The sequence below is a fragment of the Mycobacterium nebraskense genome (assembly GCF_002102255.1).
GTDB lineage: Bacteria > Actinomycetota > Actinomycetes > Mycobacteriales > Mycobacteriaceae > Mycobacterium > Mycobacterium nebraskense.
The window spans coordinates 1-15,921 of record NZ_LQPH01000030.1 but is presented as its reverse complement, the minus strand read 5'-3'; the positions used below and the strand labels follow the sequence as shown (position 1 = coordinate 15,921).

17 protein-coding genes are annotated in these 15,921 nt (G+C 65.7%); 2 read left to right on the top strand and 15 right to left on the bottom strand.

The window, feature by feature from the left end:
* Positions 1 to 544: 544 nt before the first annotated feature.
* The 13 genes from AWC17_RS32480 to AWC17_RS31855 form a co-directional block, all read right to left on the bottom strand.
* Complete coding sequence (locus AWC17_RS32480) at positions 545 to 697, bottom strand: hypothetical protein (protein ID WP_167385541.1); 153 nt, start codon at positions 695 to 697, stop codon at positions 545 to 547.
* 275 nt (positions 698 to 972) lie between these two features.
* The gene (locus AWC17_RS03875) at positions 973 to 2,160 is read right to left on the bottom strand and encodes a helix-turn-helix domain-containing protein (protein ID WP_244193470.1); all 1,188 of its coding nucleotides are present in this window, start codon (positions 2,158 to 2,160) and stop codon (positions 973 to 975) included.
* A gap of 305 nt (positions 2,161 to 2,465) precedes the next feature.
* Entirely contained in the window at positions 2,466 to 2,663 is a 198-nt protein-coding gene (locus tag AWC17_RS03870) for a hypothetical protein (protein ID WP_085164275.1), read from the bottom strand.
* Between the two features lie 77 nt (positions 2,664 to 2,740).
* The gene (locus AWC17_RS03865) at positions 2,741 to 3,136 is read right to left on the bottom strand and encodes a hypothetical protein (protein WP_085164273.1); all 396 of its coding nucleotides are present in this window, start codon (positions 3,134 to 3,136) and stop codon (positions 2,741 to 2,743) included.
* A gap of 26 nt (positions 3,137 to 3,162) precedes the next feature.
* Complete coding sequence (locus AWC17_RS03860; RefSeq protein WP_085164271.1) at positions 3,163 to 3,420, bottom strand: hypothetical protein; 258 nt, start codon at positions 3,418 to 3,420, stop codon at positions 3,163 to 3,165.
* Positions 3,421 to 3,678: 258 nt separating this feature from the next.
* Positions 3,679 to 3,861 carry a hypothetical protein gene (locus AWC17_RS03855; protein ID WP_085164277.1) on the bottom strand — a complete coding sequence of 61 codons (183 nt, stop codon included), beginning with the start codon at positions 3,859 to 3,861 and terminating at the stop codon, positions 3,679 to 3,681.
* A 200-nt stretch (positions 3,862 to 4,061) separates the two neighbouring features.
* Positions 4,062 to 4,463: a hypothetical protein gene (locus tag AWC17_RS03850; RefSeq protein ID WP_085164269.1), complete on the bottom strand. Its 402-nt coding sequence runs from the start codon at positions 4,461 to 4,463 to the stop codon at positions 4,062 to 4,064.
* Positions 4,460 to 5,266: a ParA family protein gene (locus AWC17_RS03845; protein ID WP_085164268.1), complete on the bottom strand. Its 807-nt coding sequence runs from the start codon at positions 5,264 to 5,266 to the stop codon at positions 4,460 to 4,462. Before AWC17_RS03845 ends, AWC17_RS03850 begins: the two co-directional genes overlap by 4 nt.
* A gap of 248 nt (positions 5,267 to 5,514) precedes the next feature.
* Entirely contained in the window at positions 5,515 to 6,048 is a 534-nt protein-coding gene (locus tag AWC17_RS03840; RefSeq protein ID WP_084020055.1) for a hypothetical protein, read from the bottom strand.
* 136 nt (positions 6,049 to 6,184) lie between these two features.
* A complete protein-coding gene (locus tag AWC17_RS03835; RefSeq protein ID WP_085164266.1) occupies positions 6,185 to 7,219 on the bottom strand; it encodes a hypothetical protein in 1,035 nt (344 codons plus the stop codon).
* A gap of 114 nt (positions 7,220 to 7,333) precedes the next feature.
* Positions 7,334 to 7,927 carry a recombinase family protein gene (locus AWC17_RS03830; RefSeq protein ID WP_084020053.1) on the bottom strand — a complete coding sequence of 198 codons (594 nt, stop codon included), beginning with the start codon at positions 7,925 to 7,927 and terminating at the stop codon, positions 7,334 to 7,336.
* Positions 7,928 to 8,992: 1,065 nt separating this feature from the next.
* On the bottom strand, positions 8,993 to 9,433 hold the full coding sequence (locus tag AWC17_RS31860; protein ID WP_141224460.1) for a hypothetical protein: 441 nt from the start codon (positions 9,431 to 9,433) through the stop codon (positions 8,993 to 8,995).
* 224 nt (positions 9,434 to 9,657) lie between these two features.
* Positions 9,658 to 10,338 carry a hypothetical protein gene (locus AWC17_RS31855; RefSeq protein ID WP_141224458.1) on the bottom strand — a complete coding sequence of 227 codons (681 nt, stop codon included), beginning with the start codon at positions 10,336 to 10,338 and terminating at the stop codon, positions 9,658 to 9,660.
* On the opposite strand from AWC17_RS31855, the gene AWC17_RS03815 reads away from it, so the two are divergent.
* Together AWC17_RS03815 and AWC17_RS03810 are read left to right on the top strand one after the other, a co-directional pair.
* The gene (locus tag AWC17_RS03815; RefSeq protein WP_141224456.1) at positions 10,325 to 11,200 is read left to right on the top strand and encodes a chemotaxis protein; all 876 of its coding nucleotides are present in this window, start codon (positions 10,325 to 10,327) and stop codon (positions 11,198 to 11,200) included. The genes AWC17_RS31855 and AWC17_RS03815 overlap by 14 nt on opposite strands.
* Complete coding sequence (locus AWC17_RS03810; protein WP_141224455.1) at positions 11,197 to 11,889, top strand: hypothetical protein; 693 nt, start codon at positions 11,197 to 11,199, stop codon at positions 11,887 to 11,889. Before AWC17_RS03815 ends, AWC17_RS03810 begins: the two co-directional genes overlap by 4 nt.
* 61 nt (positions 11,890 to 11,950) lie before the next feature.
* On the opposite strand, the gene AWC17_RS03805 is transcribed toward AWC17_RS03810, so the two are convergent.
* Together AWC17_RS03805 and mobF are read right to left on the bottom strand one after the other, a co-directional pair.
* Complete coding sequence (locus AWC17_RS03805) at positions 11,951 to 12,220, bottom strand: hypothetical protein (RefSeq protein ID WP_085164256.1); 270 nt, start codon at positions 12,218 to 12,220, stop codon at positions 11,951 to 11,953.
* Positions 12,221 to 12,334: 114 nt separating this feature from the next.
* Positions 12,335 to 15,921: MobF family relaxase (gene mobF, locus AWC17_RS03800; RefSeq protein ID WP_085164254.1), on the bottom strand; the 3,587-nt coding region annotated here is incomplete at its 5' end.

Here is a 15,921-nt window from a genome sequence, read left to right as displayed (position 1 = left end):
GCGCTGCCGATCGGCCGATGCCGAGATCGCCGCGCGCGCAGTGTCGTTGTAGTAGAGCACCGAATGCCGCTTCATCGGCTTCGAAATCGAAAGCAACGCCCCACCCTGTCCACGGTGACCGACCCCGCACGCCGGGGCTGGCTGTGGCGCACCGAAGGTTCGCCACAGCCCATGCTTGCACCCCCTTGTGCCAATGTGCCATAGCGGAAGTCGGTGAGTTTGTATGAATTGCTGTGTGGGGCAGGCGGTGTCGGTGGAGTGGTTATCGATAAAGGATGAAATGGCGAGAATTGGCGAGAAAACTGTTGTGGGGCAAGCGTAGTCGGGAGAAGGCGGGGACGAGAGGGAAGGGGGGAGCTGAGTGTGCAAGGGGTGGAACGACGAATGAGGCGGTGTTGATCGTCCGCACGTGCTGGGGCCTGGCCCAAACGGTCCCAGCACGTCGTCTTCGGCCGCTACGGCGAGCGGCGTGGTGCCCCGGCGAGCGGGAATGCTGTGTTGCCCGTGGGCAGACAGGCAGGGGGCGTTGTGTGCCGGTTGGCGGTTAGAAGGGCTGGGGGCTACTCAGGTGCGGGAAAGACACGTCATAGCGGGGCTGCGTGAGTTCGTGCGGCCAGGTTCCGGTGACGATCCAGGACAGCACGGCAGGCGGAATGGGATCACGCGCGACCAGCAACCGCAGGAGCGCCTCCTCCATCGTCGAAAGATTACCGAGTCAACACGATCACAACGGGCAAACACGGGGTGCAGCCCCTTTCGAAATGGCGAGCTGTTGACGTGCGCGCGCGGACACGGCGGACACGGATGGCGGGTGGCGAGCAAGTGGTCAAGTGGCGCTGGGCGGCGCGGCGGGTCGCAACCACCACACAAGCGGTCCGAGTGTTCCGGCCTGACTCGTCCTCCGAGGGGGAAGGCGCCGGGCCGTGGTGGCGCTTGGTTGGCGTGTGGTGGCGGGTGGGGTGCATTGGTTGGCTAGCGGCGCGGGGTGCGGGCGCGTTCGATGAGTGCGTCGATGCGTGCTTGCTCGGCGGCAGCTTGCGCAGTTCGCCGTTGGGCGCTGCGGTGGCGCGCGGCCGCGAGGGCGGCGAAGGCTTCAGCGCGGCCGGGGCCAGACTGTGCGGCCTGGGCCGCGGCGCGGCCGGCCAGATGTGCGCGGTGTGATGTCGCACTCTCGGCGCGGCGCAGTTGTTCGTCGGCGGCGCGGGCTTGCGCTTCGCGGGCCTCGTCGAGGGCAGCCGGTCGATCGCCCAGGTTGTCAGCACCGTGCCAGGCTAGGATGGCGCCCAGCAGCCCGATTGGCTTGTGCGGGGTGTCGGGAATCCAGTGCCCTACGCCGAGCCAGTCGGTGATGAGCTGGTTGAGGTCGCGCGGGGTCCAGCCGGCGGCGGCCGGCGCGGCAAGTATGGCTGCCCAGGCGGTGGGACTATGCCGGTGACACCATGGGGGGGCCTGCGGATGCGCGCGCCAGGTCTTGGCCAGGGCCAGCCCGCTGCCATCGGGGCGTGCGCGGCGCGTTGCGCCGCGGTTGCCGGCGCCGGTACGGCGACGGTCGCGGGTAGTAACTACGTCCTGACGGACGTGTTGATCCCTTACGGGACCACTTCGTGGATGGGGTGACAGCACTCTCTGCATCGTGTGGATCACCTGATTAAGCAGCCGGTGGTCGTGCAGCGCCCACACGGAGGCCCAGCCGCGGCCGCGGTCCCCGACGCGCCAGGAGGCCAGGCGTTCGGTGCGGGTGCGTTGGCGCCCGCGTAGCACCTCGGTGGCCACGCCGAGCAGTCGCAGCACCGTGTTGGCGCGTTGGATGGTGCGTACGTCGTAGCCGGTGTCGGTGGCCAGCCGGTCGTTGGTGGGCCGGCAGTCGCGCCCGGTGGCGTAGCTGGCATAGCGGGCGCGGGCCTCAGCGATGCGCAGCAGCGCGCGCCGGCTGATTTGGTTGGCACCCATGTGCGGGCGCACGTCCGTGTCATACCGGAGGTCGTAGGCCACTGGAACGGTCCACTGGGCCCACCGCTGTGCGCCGGTCCAGCAGGGCACGCCGGCGTAGGGCGCGGGGCCGAGCTCGAGCACGATGGCCGCCGCGATCGCCCGGCAGTTGGCCGCCAACAAGGCTTGTGCGCGCGGGCCCGTGCGGGCCGTTCCGCGCCGCGGGGACAAGCGTGTGCACCCGCGGTACGACGGCGGGGCAATTTCTGATTCTGAAATGTCACGGAGCGCGCCATCTGGTACCTGATTCAGGTATGCGCTACCGTGAGATCTGACGGTCAAGTCATGATCCCTTCGGGGATTTTGGGTGGAGACCCAGAACCGAGTTGGCGCTCGGCTCAAAACTTCAGACATGAGCCCCGCTTCGGCGGGGCTTCTGTCATGTCAGCGGGTCATTTCGCACCCAGCTATTGAGCTGTCATCTGCCCCGGCCAAATATCGGCCTCAAGACGAGAAACGTGCCCGGGCTTGTGATCTCACATGGCCAGGGGCAAAACCTCCTTGCCGAGTTCAAGAACGGCCTCCGGGTGACCCACCGCGATCGCGAGGAGGTCGGCGGCGAGTTGGCTAACACTCGTGCCGCGCTGGACGGCCATTTCGCGTAGCCGGGCGTAGACGACCGCCGCGGCGCGGACTTTGATCTGTTCGCGATCACCTTTGTGCGGTTGGGCCATACCGTGATCCTCGCCCGAATCGGGCAGGTACCTGGTACCGACACGCCGTCTGTCCGTGATGTTTTCGTGACCGGGTTTTAGGCGGCCTTCGAAACCCAGCGGCGAATACCCTCGACCATCGGCCGCCGGCGGCGGCGCGCATCCTCGACGTCGCTGTGGTCGAGCAGTGGGGCGATTTTCTCGCTCGCGTCTGAGATGAGTTGGGCGGCTTCGGCCATGTGGGCTGCGGCTGCGGTGATCACCAGGTCGATGTTGGCGGGGTCGCCGCGGGTGGTGAGCGGCTGTCCTACGGCTAGGCCGAGTCTGATGAAGGTTTGCGGCATGAGCTGGGTGAGTACTTCTGCTGCGTCAAGGAGGCTGTAGGCCTGGTCGGCGGAGAGAGCGCGATCGGCTAGCTGGGTCACCGCTGTTGCGCTGTTAAAGGCGCGGACATTGGCAACCGCGGCGAGGAGGAACTGGTCTACCGTAGCCATACTTACAGAGTAACAGAGTTACGAACTTATAGGCCTACCGATTGGCGTAGTTCGGCTTCGGTGGCACCGGCCAGCTCTGTGTCGCGCTGGAGCAGTAGGTCGATAGCCACTCGGATAAGGGTATTTTCGGTGATCCGCTCGCCTTTGCCGGCGCGGGCCCGGTTGAGGGCGCGGCTAATACCGCTCAGGCGGCTGTACTGATCGGGCCGTAGGCGGGTCTCTTTGCGTTCGAGTTGGTCGTAGCGCACCCATTGACCCGGCGGCGGGTCGTGAGCTTGGGGCATGACGGCGAGTTACCTTTTGGGTTCTGGAAGTTTGGTAATTCCAAAGTAACAGACTCATCGCGGGCTGCCCGTCCGAAAAGCCCGCCCCGTGCAAGGGACGGGTGCGGGCTACGATTTGGTGTGTCTGCGGCAATAGCTGCAGGAAGTGAGCCCGAGACCCGGCCGGACGACCGCGGCGCTCGGGCTTCGCGCGTATCTGGGGTCGCGCAGCACGGCGACCCGCCGCGACCATCGGGTAGTCGTGGTGTTTGGAATCAGCTACTGCGGGGCCGCGTCGAGGTGAAAGACGGTCTGCATCGTGGCGAGGTTGGCCTGAAAGTCCTGGTAGGCGGCGCGGCGTTCGTCGTCGGTGGCGTAGTCGTCGCCGTATCTGTCCAGCCATGCTGCCCAGTGCTCGGCGGAACCCGGTTGCGGTGGCCTGGCGGCGCGCGGCGCGTTCATGATTTCCACGGTATGACTCCTTACTGACATTCGTTGGGTTTCCTTCGCGGCATGCCCTTCCTCGTAGTGGCCGCTGTTGTGCGTGGTGGTGCTGGCTGTCAAGGCTCGACCGTGGTCGACCGCGTAGCGGCGTGGCCTTGACAGCCAGCACCACCACGTTCGCCACAATTGGCGGCGAGGAAGGACATGGCACCTAAGACTCAGCTGGGCATGCGGTCGTTGTGGTCTGGTCTGGGGATGCCGGCTTTGTCGAGGTAGGCGTTGATGGCTTCGTCGACGGTGTCGGTGATGGCGTATCCGCGGGCCTTGATCCATTCGAGCCGGGCCAGCGTTCCTGAGTGCAGCTGCGTGGCGAACGGGTTTTTCGCCTTGCGCTGTCGGGCTTTCAATCGCACCGGCGGCTCGGGGGCTTCGTTTGCCTGGTCGGGGGCCATCACCGGATCCGCCGACGGAACGTCGTCGTCCTGGGGTGGTCGGCTGACTGGTGCCGGTTCGGGGGGAGCTTCGTCGGCTGTGACTCGTGCGGCCGCGGCCCGGCGCTCCGCGCGAGATAGGGGTCTGGTCGAGCCGATCTGTAGGCCGCTGGGCTTGGCTGCGTTCATGCTGCTTGCCGCCTGGCCGCGATGCGTTCGGCGACCTCTCGGTAGGCCACTGCGGCTGTGCTGGTCGGGGCGTGGACATGGACGGGAACGCGCTTGCCCTTGGCTTCCACGACTCGCACGGTGTGTGGAATTTCGCCCAGATAGGCCCCGCCGGCGTCCCACTCGCCCCAGTCGGTGCGCAGTTGCTTGCGTACGTCCTTGCTGGCCTTGGGATTACCGTCGAAATCGGCCAGCAGCACATATCGGATTTGTACGTCCGGGTTGAGCGTCTCCTGTACGTCGAGAATCGAGTTGCCCAGTTCGACCAGGCCGTCGACTTCATCGGGCCCGGCCTTGAGGACCGCCAGGACGTAGTCGGCGGCCGCCAGCGCCGCGGTGGTTAACTCACCGAGTGCGGGCGGGCAGTCCATGAGCACGAAGTCGTAGCCCTCGATATCGTCGAGTTGGCGCGCTAGGCGCAGCTGGCCACCTGACCCGAGGCCCGTGCGCTCGAGTTCTTTGAGCGCGAGGTGGCCTGGCGCGACGTCTATCCCGAACTGGCTTGGCCGGATGACCTTCGGTAGCGGAACGCGCATCGCCCGGTCGGGGTGCAGTGCCTCGTACATAGACGCATCGTCGGCGCCGAGCTCGATGCCGAGCCCTTTGGTGCTGTGGGCTTGCTGATCCATGTCGATCACCAGGACACGGAAGCCCATCGCGGCAAGGTTTGCGGCGAGATTAATGGTCGTGGTGGTCTTGCCCACGCCCCCTTTTTGCAGTGCCACTGCCACGATTTCAGGCCGCTCATCTGCGGGAACATTCATAGGTGACAGCATATCAAACTCACAAGCATGTATACCTACATTCAGGGCTACATGTAAGTAAGCATGTTTACTTACATGTAGGTAGATGGTGTTGCCGCAGCTACAAAGCCCATCTGATCCGGGGGGCGGGGCTTCCCCACCCAGTTTTGGGATATAGTGATTGGTGCCTGTTGCGCTGAGCTTCAGGAAGTGAACCCGGCAGCCTTCCGGACGGTGGGCGGGCCGGGTTTCGCGCATCGGGGGACGTTTTAGACCTGCTTAACGGTGGTGATGACGGGCTCGATGCGCCGTTTCCAGTGACCTCCGCGCGCCCAGCACCAAGCGATGGCGTCGGGCACTGTGAGGAGCAGCTCGGTTTTGGCGCGGCGGTGCTCGTATCGAAGGTTGTGGCGTCGACCTTCGGCTCGCGTGAGTTCGATGAGCCGCTGGCGGTCCCAGTGGATGATCGAATCGTCTTGCTCAAGGACGATAAGGGTTTCCTCGCCGGCGGTGGTGTCGCTGATGACGGCTTGCAGACAGGCCCTGCGGGCATCCAGGGGGTCTCGATAACGCTGGCCGGCGTCGTAGATGGTGGCATTGACGCCGGCGGCACAGATCGCGGCGCATATTGCGCGCCGCCGCGGGTCGCTTTCCTTAGCCATGTGGACACGGGTCTGGCCGCGCAGGACGAAGCCGCGCATGGTTCTGCGTAGGTCGCTGAGGTTGTCGGCGATGTGGACGCTGGCAACTAGGACGTAGCCGCGCTCTTTTGTTTCGTCAATGTAGATATGGCGCGCGGTCACATCGATATCAGAGTGCGCGGTGAGGTTGTCGTCATGGGAAATTAGGCAAGCGCACCGACGCAGCTAGCGCAACAAGCAGACGAACGCCCCGAGGCCGGGGCCCGCGAACTTGGCAAGCAGGGCAGTTGTTGGGCCGTTAGCCTCGGTCTTGGTCGGGCCCGCGTGGCCCCCAGTGTTGGCGGGTCCGCCAGCGCGCGCCGAGTTCTTCGGCGATGAGCCGTTCGACGGGTAGGTTCTCGCCGCGGCCAGGGCTGGCGGCGGTCTCGGTCTTGTCGGCTTTTTTCTTCTTGGTCTTCTTCTTTTTGATGTCGTCGGTGTCGGGGGTCTGGCCGTCGAGACTGAACCGGACGCCATCCGCGCGGTGTTGGCCGGCGGCGGCCCGCAGGCCTGTGACGGCGGCGGTGAGCAGGTAGCGCACCGAAGCGGGCTGATGCCACAGGTCCGCAGAGACGGCGGCGCCGACGATCTGCGTGAGCAGCAGAAATTCGCCTTGGGCCAGTCCCTTGCCTGCGGCGAGGTTGGCGGCGTCGCCAATCAGGTCTGCCCCGATGTGGACCGCTTCGGGGTGTGCGGTTTCGCGGATCGGCGTCGGTTTGCCATGGCGAGGCATGCACCACATCCCGAACACGTCATACCCGCGGATCTCTTGTCCGCCATGGTCTTTCCCATCGGTGACGACTCGGCGGATCGCATCCGCAACACCTTCGGAACCGGGGAGGTCGGGGTGAAACTCGGTCAGTGTGATGTGCGGTGCGGTCGCCGAAAGGGCAGCCAGCAGCGCGGACCAGAAGTATCCGCTCTGGGGGGTGGTTTCGAGCCCGAGGTTATCGAGCTGCGCGGCGAACTTGTCCCATCCGGTTTTGAGAGTGAGCGCGTCCAGGATGGTCAGCCATGATTGTTTGGCCTCATCGGGTAGGTCAAAAGTGATTGCCAGGACGTCGCGCAGTGTGACATCGACGATGCGCTGTTCGCGTTGGCTGCGCTGGCCGCCGGTTTGCGCGTCAGGATTCCATGTGCGGCGGGAAATCTGGCCATCTGTCGGAGCGTCGAGTGAGGTGAATCGTTGTCCGAACACCCTGGTGAGGAGATCATCGAATTCGGCCTTGGTCAGCGGTTCTGTTCTGTCCCGATCGGGTACATCGTTCTCGGTGCGGACAGCTTCACGCAGCACCGTGGACTGATGCGACGCTCCGTGGCACCCGCAGATGCAGCCGGGCTTTTTCGCCTGCTCACACCCGCCGAGGCTGTGATCACGAGGATTTGGGGCAGACTTGGGCGTCATATTTCATATGCCTTCCGTTAGGGGGAGTGGAGCTGTGAAACTGAGGTAGCGGTAAGCGGTAGCGCGTCCAATTCCGAAGGCCGCGGCGAGTTCTCGCACGGGCTCTCCCGTAGCGGCCAACCGACGAAGTTGCTCCTGCCGCTCGGGGCTTAGCTTGGTCGGCTTGGTGGCCGGCAGCTGGCGGCTGCGCCGAGATTGTCGCGATGCTGCTCGTCGTTCCCGACCAAGTTCGAGTTCGAGTTCGGCGAGTGTGGCCATGATGGCGGCCACGGCTCGACCGGTAGGTGTCGCGGTGTCGACCCCTTCGCGCAAGGCCCGCAACAGGATTCGACGCTCGCCGAGGACAACGATAGTGCGGGTGACTTCGGCGACCGAGCGGCCGAGCCGGTCGATCGCCGCGACGATTACGGTGTCGCCGGCCCGGGCGTAGGCGAGCATGGCGGCCAGGCCGGGCCGCTCGGTCCGGGCCGAGCCGGAGAGTTTGTCGGTAAACACGCGATCGGCGTCGTCGACGCCGGCAGCGGCAAGCGCCGCCAGTTGTGCATCAAGGTCCTGGCCGGTGGTACTGACGCGGGCGTAGCCCAAGGTCGCTGCCATTTCGACACTGTCCCATTGCCCACCGACAGTGAGGATCTGAGACAAGCGGTGCGAGACAAGAAACGAGACACCGCGACCTGCGGCTAAGTCGCAGGGGAGCGGGCTCGGTGGTGCTGTCTCGTTTCTTTAGAAACGAGACACGACTTGCTTTAAACGCAGTGATTTCTTCTTTCTTCCTGAGGCATTGGATTCTGAATGATCCATCGCCCTCGGGAAGCCGAAGTTCGTCGAGTCCGACTGCGGCGCAATGTCCCCAGGCATGCATACGATTAACCGATGAGCCAAGAAAGGCATACACCCCAGACCAGCGCGGGGGAATCCCCTTGGTCTAAAGAGGCGCCGCCGTCCGCGATATTGCCGCCGGCGCTGACCGGCGCAGCGCACAGGGCGGCGCCCGCCGCGCCCGGGTGGACTCCGCCTGTGGGCCGCCCGCCGCGGCGGCGTTATCGGGCCGGCGCGGCGCTGAGGTGGCTCGCCGTCGTGGGACTGTCGGCCGCCGTGGCGTCGGCACTCACCATGGCACTGCGTGATGAGAACGCCGCCGGGCCACTTGCACCGGCGCCGGTGTCGGTGGCTCCAGCACCACAGTTCAGCGCGGCTGATGCGGCCTCGGCAAAACAGAACCTATGTCACATTGTCGACCTGTCTGTAGGTCAGAAGAGCGAGGGGGGCTTTCGGGTGCAAGGGAACCTGAATGTTCCGGTGGCCCTTAAAGCAGTAAATAGCGTGTCGGCCGTCCAAAACGCGCTCGTTCCCGCACTACCACCGGACGTCGCTGCCGCCGCGCGCCGATACATCAGCACAACTTTGGATGTGACCACTGCGGCAATGGGAACCGTCCCAGCGTCGGAAGTGAACCGGCTTACCGACATATCGAATGATGCAATGTACGCGTTGGTAGATACGTGCGGGCTGCCGAGGTAGATCGAGATGGCGACGGTGATAGGCCCGAACGGGGATGAGGTTGAGGTTGCGGACTGGTGGGCGGAGCGCAATAACGAGCAGGCGGCGCGGCTGCTGAAGGTGGTCAACCGCGGGCCAGTGCGGAGTATCCAGCCAGCGTCACTACCGCATGTCAGTAGTGATCATCCACGACCACAGGGCGCGTTCGTCCGCTTTTTGTTTCAGCCGTATGTCTGGCCCGAAGACTCGGAGACGGCCTTGAATACCGCCGCGGACCAGTCGGCTGAGGAATTCAAACTGCACGATGGCAGCGCGACGACGATCCGCCAGGAAGTAAACAGGGTCTTCGATGGCGGGTCGTGGGTGGGGGAGAGCGGGGACGCTGGGCGAGCGGCCCAGTTTGAGGCGGCGTCGATCAAGGATTTCCAAGCCGAGATCAGCAAGGTTGCTTCCGGTTTGATCAGGCGCGGCGCCGACGATGTGGCGAGCATTAAGAAGCACATGTTCGAGGTAAATAAGCAGGCACATCAAGAGGCCTTCACGTTTCTGCGAAGTGGCTCGGGGCAGTCGATTGCGCAGGTGGCGGTAATCCTTGGTGCACATCGAGCGGCGATCCAGGCGTATTCGACTGAGCTACAGGGCTACGCCACCCAGTACGCCACCCAGTTCACCAACCACTTCAAGCTGGGCGGCCCCGGCGGACCGAAGTTCAAACAAGCGGCGGGGCACGATGGGGTCGGCCAAAGCTCGGATGACCCTGCCGGGCCGCCGGGGGTCGACGGAGGACAGCCGGGCGGAGGTGAGCCGGGGCATGGGTTAGGCCTGGGTCATGGAGCCTCGTCGGACGGCCCAGGTACCCCGAGTGCCGTCCCCGGCGACAGAGGGTGGGGTCCAACTACGCCGAACGGGCCGGGGATCTCGCCTTCCCCCCGCCATAACCCGTTGACGTCGTTGATGGGCGGCGGGTTGCCGAGTCTGCCGGGTATGCCTGGTGGTGGCTCGGGTGGTGGGCTTCCGATGGGGCCGTTGCAGGGGCTGATGGGTGGTTTCGGGGGTCTGCCCGGCGGTATGTCCCCGCCCACGGGGTTGGGCGCACCGGGGTTGCAGGGCTCTCCGATGCCGTCGTTGGGGATGGATTTCGGGCGTGGTTTAGCGGCGGGTGCTGCGGCGGCAGGTGGTGTTCCTCCGGTGTCGCCGGCACCGATGACGTCGTTGGCGGCGTCGATCGAGACAGCTCCGACGTCGGCGGCGCCGGCAGCCGCTCCGATACCGACTACGCCGCCGGCAGCTACTTCAGCCCCAACCCCGCCGCCGGCGGGCATGCCGGCAGGCGGGTTGACGTCGTACGGGTCGGTGCTGCCTCCGCAGGGCGCACCGGCGGCGGCTTCGCCGGTGGGGTCGACGCCTGCCCCGCCATCGGTTCCTGCCGAGGCCGGAGGCGGGTCACCAGGGGCGGGCGCGGGATTGATGCCGGTGGGGGGACGGCGTGATGTGGTGACGGTCCGCAAGGAGGACGCCTGGTCGGATTTGGAGCAGGCCAAGAGGTTGGTGGCTGAGCTTGCCGGGGCGGCGAAAGTCACTGATCCTGGTGTGGATTGGGCTGTGGCCGTTGGCCATAACGGTTCGGGGATGCCGACGTATTGGGTGGCCACCAACGACGGCGCGACCTATATCCCGCCGGGGGTGTTCTTGCGTAAAGTGATGCCGATCGCTGGCGGACACGATGCAGACTTTGACGCGCGCTGGTTTGGCTGGGTGAATCCGGCTGATAAGGCGGTGCGGGCAGCGCGGGAACTTGGCGACGCGGTGAGCGCGGTGGCCACCTCGTGGGCGCTGCCGTCTGAATTCTTGAGCGAGCACCCGGCGCCGGAGGTTGCTTACGGTGTGAAACCGAGCCTGGAGCCGGACAACGCGGCCGCGAAGTTATCGCAGCCGCGAGCTCATCGCCTGCAAACGGTGGACGCAGCCTTGTACGCGGATTTGGTGGCAGCTGGTGAGTCGGTGCTACGCGATTATTGCCGGGAGTTGGTCCGCCAGCTGATGTTTGGTATTCCCGGTGAGGAGCTGTCGGCGGTTGCGCAGTCGGTGGGGGAGGCGTTGGTGGCCGAACGCCGGCCCAGCGCCGCGCAGTGGGCGCTGCTGGGCGAGGAACACGAGGATGCCTTGGTACAGATGGCGTGCCAGCGGCCGGGGTTGAACGGCCTGGAAAACCCTGATCAGACGGTCAGCTACACAAGGGAATTCGTTCGGTGCCGGCAGTTGGAGGCGCTGATGTGCTGGGAGTACTACGGTGACGACCCGCTGAATGTGGTGTATGCCGCCTGGGTGGCCGGTATACGGGCACCATTGAAAGGCGCGGCGCTACGGTGATTGAAAGTTGTTCGTCGGCAGTTGATTTGGCTAATGTCATTGAGCGGGTATTGATGGAGCCGCGGCCTTTGACGTGGCCGGTGAAGCGGTTGAAGAAGCGTAGCGAGTGGCCGATCGACGAAGCGCGGCTTGTCTTCGACGCGGCAGTGCAATATGTGAGCGTTGGCATTGACTGTGACGCGCTGGCTGATTGGGAGTGGCGTCAGGGCCGGTTGAAGGGCTGGTTGGAGGTCCTTCGCCGGGAGCCGTCAGCAGTGTCGGTTGAGCGGTCTGGTCCTAGCATGATCGTTGGCGAAAGTGTGGGTCGCGGCGAGCTCGAAGCCTTGGTCGATGACGTCGCCGAGCTGCTTGCTGAGGCGGGGCGACGGTGTGATGAGACTGAGCGGATGCATCGAGCCGTGGGTAGTGCGCTCAGGCGGGTCGGCATGATCATGAAGCGGTGCGTGGAGCGCCGCGCAGAGATCGGCGCGGCCACAGAAGAACGCCTACAACAGATTTCGCCGGAAGACACGGCTGCCCAGCAGGCCGCTATTGAGGCCGCATACCCCGATCTAATCGTGCTAAGCGAGACGGCGTGCGAACAGATCAACGCCCAAACACGTCGCGTGTTGGACGCCCATCGGCGCACGGCAGCGATGCCGGTGTGGCAGTTCTGGGAGATGGCCTACAAAGACCTCATCGAGGGGTAAAGGCCGCGCTTCGATCACTGGAAGCCCGGATTTAGCGGCGTGTACGGGGCGTCGAGTCTGCTCACGTCGTGAGAAGGCTGGTGTTGTCGGCTTCTGCTGTTTGGACTGTGGTGATGCTGAACTCGCGGCTGGTGGTGTTGGCTACCGCGCGTGCCTCTGCTTGGGCCTGGCCCATGGCTCGGCTGCCGACAACAGCACCGAGCAGGGTAGTCATGTAGCCACCGACGCACAGGCCGGGAAGGTCGCTGCTGGGCTGCGAGGCGGTGGCGGCGTCGGCGGTGGACAACCCCGCTTCGGCGTCGGCCGCATCGAGGGTGAACTTCTCTGCCATGCATGCAGACTACCCCCGGAATCTGGTTGCGGCGACGGCCGCGGTTCTGTGTTGGCTGGTGTGCAGAACTTGTTGCGGTGCAGTTGATGTCGCGTCTCGTGCGCCGCGCGGCTCTTAGAGCCCTAGTCCGTAGTCGTGGCCGCGGTCCTTGTTACGGGCTCGGGCGCGGTTGCGGGCGGCGATGGTGTCGAGTCGTTGTTCAAACCGGCGTTCTTCGTTGAAGTGGCTGAGCAGGGCGTCGCGTCGGTTGAGGAGTTCGCGCGCTGCTTGGTGGGTGGGGCTGGTGATGTCGGGTTCGGCCAGGTGGTGCTCGGTGCGCTCGATGGCGGTGCGGGCGCGTTGGTGGGCGGGGTCGGGGGTGCCGAGGTGGTCGGCCCAGGGCAGCAGGTGGTCGAGGGCGGCGGTCAGGGTGTGCGCCGGTGTGCGCTGATCGGGGGTGGTGACCAGCAGGAGTTTGGTGTTGGTGGCTGCGGCGTTGTTGGCGAGCCACTGCAGGTGGTTGGCGGCCAGGTGGTCGGCGTCGTCGACGATCACCAGATTGCCCAGGGGTAGCCGGCGGCCGCCGGCGGCTAGTTCGCGCATGTTGGCGAGGGCTGTGTGGCTGTCTGGGGCGCGATCGGCGTAGGGGCGAGTGTTGGCGTAGGCGTGAGCTTGTGGTGTGGCAGGCAGGGCGAGCACGCGCCGGTGGTCACGGTGGGCGGCCTCAGCGATCGCCGCGAGTGTGGCGTGCTTGTCGGCGCCAGGGTACAGGTGCAGTGATTGCACGGCGTGGCGGTCGCGGGCGATGGCGGTGACAACCCCGCGGTGGGCCTCGTCGAGGTGATCAAGTGCGTTGGCCGGGATGGGGTAGCCGGTGGCGCCGGCGAAGGCGCGGCCGGCGACGTCAGCGAAGTCGATTTCATTGCGTAGCGCGGGCAGCTCGGCGGCCAGCTCACGAGCAGCGGTGTAGGTGCGGTGCTCGCCGCGCAGTCGGGTGCGTACCCGGTCGCGCTTGGTGAGCAGGGAACGCAGCGCTGCGGGCTGCTGGGTGCGGTCGATGGCGGCCGCGGCCGCCATCACTGTCTGGGCACGCTCGTCGCGACCCAGGATGGCGCGCAGCGCGGCGGCGGCGGCGCGACTGGTGCCGCGCTTGGCGACGTGCACGCCGCGGTGGTGATCGACGGACTGGACGTGTTCAGCCAGATAATCGTCGGCGGTGGTGTTCTCGTAGGTGTAGACGTGGTTGGCGTCGCGGCCGCGGGTCAGCGCGACATAGGCCAGGTTGCGGCTGGCGGACTCACTGAGGATGGCGTGCGCGGTGCCCGCGGTCAGCGCGTCACCGGCGGTGGCTCCTTGGGAGGCATGCACGGTCACCGCGTAGCCGTAGTGGACGTGCTCGGCCAGGTACTGGTCGGCGAACATAGCGCGGGCCCCATCAGTGAGACGGCGAGCATAGACACGGTGGTTGTCTGGGTCGATTTTGTAGACCCGCCAGCGGTGCCCGTTGCGCACCGGCTCCGCCATTCTAGTGCTGTCGGCGGCGTCCACGACGGGCACGGTGGCGTCGTTGCGGCGCGAAATAATGACATCACCCACGCCGATGCGATGCCCGCGCGCACCAGCCACGGTGGGCGCTTGCGAGGCCACGGTGTGGTGGTGCAGGCGGGTGTTGAGAGCGTCGCAGACTTCCCACCTGTCGGTCATCAACAGGGCGTCTTTGCCGGCGTCTAGATCAGACTGGTAGGCCGCGAGGGCGTCGTGGGCCATGGTCAGTGCGTCACCGGTGTGGAGGCGGCCGTGGGTGCGGTACCACTCGACGGCACGGCGCAACGGTTTCGGGCCGCCGTTGCGTATCGCGAGCGATGCGGTGCGTTCGTCGGGGTCGCGCATGCGCCACACTTGGGAAAGCTTTTGCGCCCAGGGAAGATCGACCACGAGTTGGGCGAACATGCCTCCGCGGGCCTTGACCGGGGCCAACTGATGGGCGTCGCCGACAAGGACGGTTTTGGCGCCGGCGGTCGTTGCGGCGGTGAGCAATTCGCGTAGATGTGGGGTGCCGACCATGCCGGCCTCGTCGACGACAACCAGGGTTCGAGCATCGAATGTCAGCTCATGGTTTCGCAGGTCTTTGACGGCTTTATCGACGGTGTAGCCGGTGTCGCCGGCACCTTCGCGCACGGCCACATCGACGGCTTTTCCGGTCGGCGCCAACACCACAACACGGGATATTCCGCCGCGGTGCACGGCGGCGCGCAGCGCTTTGAGCGAGGTCGTTTTCCCGGCGCCGGCAGGCGCAGACAGCGGTTGAATCAACCGCGGCGAGGTCGCAATCGCAGTGATCGCGGCGGCTTGATCCACCGATAAACCAGCGGTGTCCAGGGCCTCCGGGGGAAGCGCCGCGCGCTTGTCGCGCGCGCCCATCAGGTCCACCACGGCGGCCTCTTCGGCGATCACCGCGGCGGTGGTGAATCGTTCATGTCCTTCGCGTTCATGGGCCAGCCGGGGGGCGCTGATACGGATGCCGATCCGCTCGGCGATGCCCTCAATCAGATACCGCGGCGGGATCGCGTTGCCGTCGATGTTCGACGCGGCGCCTTCGATCGACGGCGGGAGCCGGGACCCGATTGCTTCCACCAGATCGGCGCGCGTAAACGCCGCTTTGTCGATGCCGACCGCGGCCTGGCGGCCCAGCGCATGAACGTCGAACCGCATGGATTTGCGGGCGAGCCGCGCCGCCAGTTGCGCAGTCTCGTCGATGACAAAACCGCGGCCATCGTGCGCCCACAGGTGCTTTAACTCAGCCCACGACAGGTGCTCGGGCTTGGCCGGGCGGGTCGCTTTTTGGGCGGCCGCCAACTGCGCCGCCGTCGCGCCACCCTGCTCGTCGACGACCAAATTCTGCTGCGCCCAGGCCCGCAATTCGGTCGAGCGCTGCGACCATGACTTAATCGTGGCGCGGTCCACGCCGGCGATCTCAGCCATGCCGGTACGGGGGTCGATCGGCCCCCACTCCAAGCCCACCGACTGGAACAGATGGTGTCGCAACGTGGCCTGATAAATGATGCCGGCAGCCTTGGCTTCATGGTGCAGCGATTTGGAGTCGACCGACACCAACGTGCCGTCGCCACGGGCCTGAGTGTTGGGCAATAGCACGTGGGTGTGCAGGTGCGGATCACCGTCGCGCGACGTCTCATGTTGGTAGGCCGCCATCACTAAACCCGGCAGTCGCACGAGGTCTTTTTTGCCGGTGTGCGGGTTGTGCACGCGGGTGTAGCCGGCGTGGTCATAGAGGTATTCCAGCGCCTCGCGCACGGCGTGGTTGTGGGCCTCCACCACCGCTTTCGCCAGTACGTCATCACCGCTCACAGCGCGCAGCAGCGTCACGCTTTTAGGGGCACCAAACGTTAAATCGAACCCGTGGGTTGAGCGCGCAGAAAATGCCCGGCCATGGGCCCCGTTGGGGGCGATTCCCTCATCGAGCCAGCGCGCCACCACGTCTAGATCGGCGGGCCCGCCGGCACGATCGGCAGCGCTCAAACCGACTAGCGTGGCGGCCTTTTCGGTATCGCCGGACTCACCCACACACACCCATACCGGGGCGCGGGTTTCGCCTTCGGAGTAGTACTCGGCCAACCCCCCACCGGCGCGCTGCCGATCGGCCGATGCCGAGATCGCCGCGCGCGCAGTGTCGTTGTAGTAGAGCACCGAATGCCGCTTCATCG

Coding starts and splice junctions, on each gene's coding strand:
- AWC17_RS03850 (WP_085164269.1), bottom strand. CDS start 4,463: ATGAACGCAGCCAAGCCCAGCGGCCTACAGATCGGCTCGACCAGACCC.
- AWC17_RS03845 (WP_085164268.1), bottom strand. CDS start 5,266: ATGAATGTTCCCGCAGATGAGCGGCCTGAAATCGTGGCAGTGGCACTG.
- AWC17_RS32480 (WP_167385541.1), bottom strand. CDS start 697: ATGGAGGAGGCGCTCCTGCGGTTGCTGGTCGCGCGTGATCCCATTCCG.
- AWC17_RS31860 (WP_141224460.1), bottom strand. CDS start 9,433: ATGTGCACCAAGGATTACCGCCACCTGCGCAATCGACTGCCCCGAGCC.
- AWC17_RS03830 (WP_084020053.1), bottom strand. CDS start 7,927: ATGGCAGCGACCTTGGGCTACGCCCGCGTCAGTACCACCGGCCAGGAC.
- AWC17_RS03860 (WP_085164271.1), bottom strand. CDS start 3,420: ATGCCCCAAGCTCACGACCCGCCGCCGGGTCAATGGGTGCGCTACGAC.
- AWC17_RS03805 (WP_085164256.1), bottom strand. CDS start 12,220: ATGGCAGAGAAGTTCACCCTCGATGCGGCCGACGCCGAAGCGGGGTTG.
- AWC17_RS03865 (WP_085164273.1), bottom strand. CDS start 3,136: ATGGCTACGGTAGACCAGTTCCTCCTCGCCGCGGTTGCCAATGTCCGC.
- AWC17_RS03855 (WP_085164277.1), bottom strand. CDS start 3,861: ATGAACGCGCCGCGCGCCGCCAGGCCACCGCAACCGGGTTCCGCCGAG.
- AWC17_RS03870 (WP_085164275.1), bottom strand. CDS start 2,663: ATGGCCCAACCGCACAAAGGTGATCGCGAACAGATCAAAGTCCGCGCC.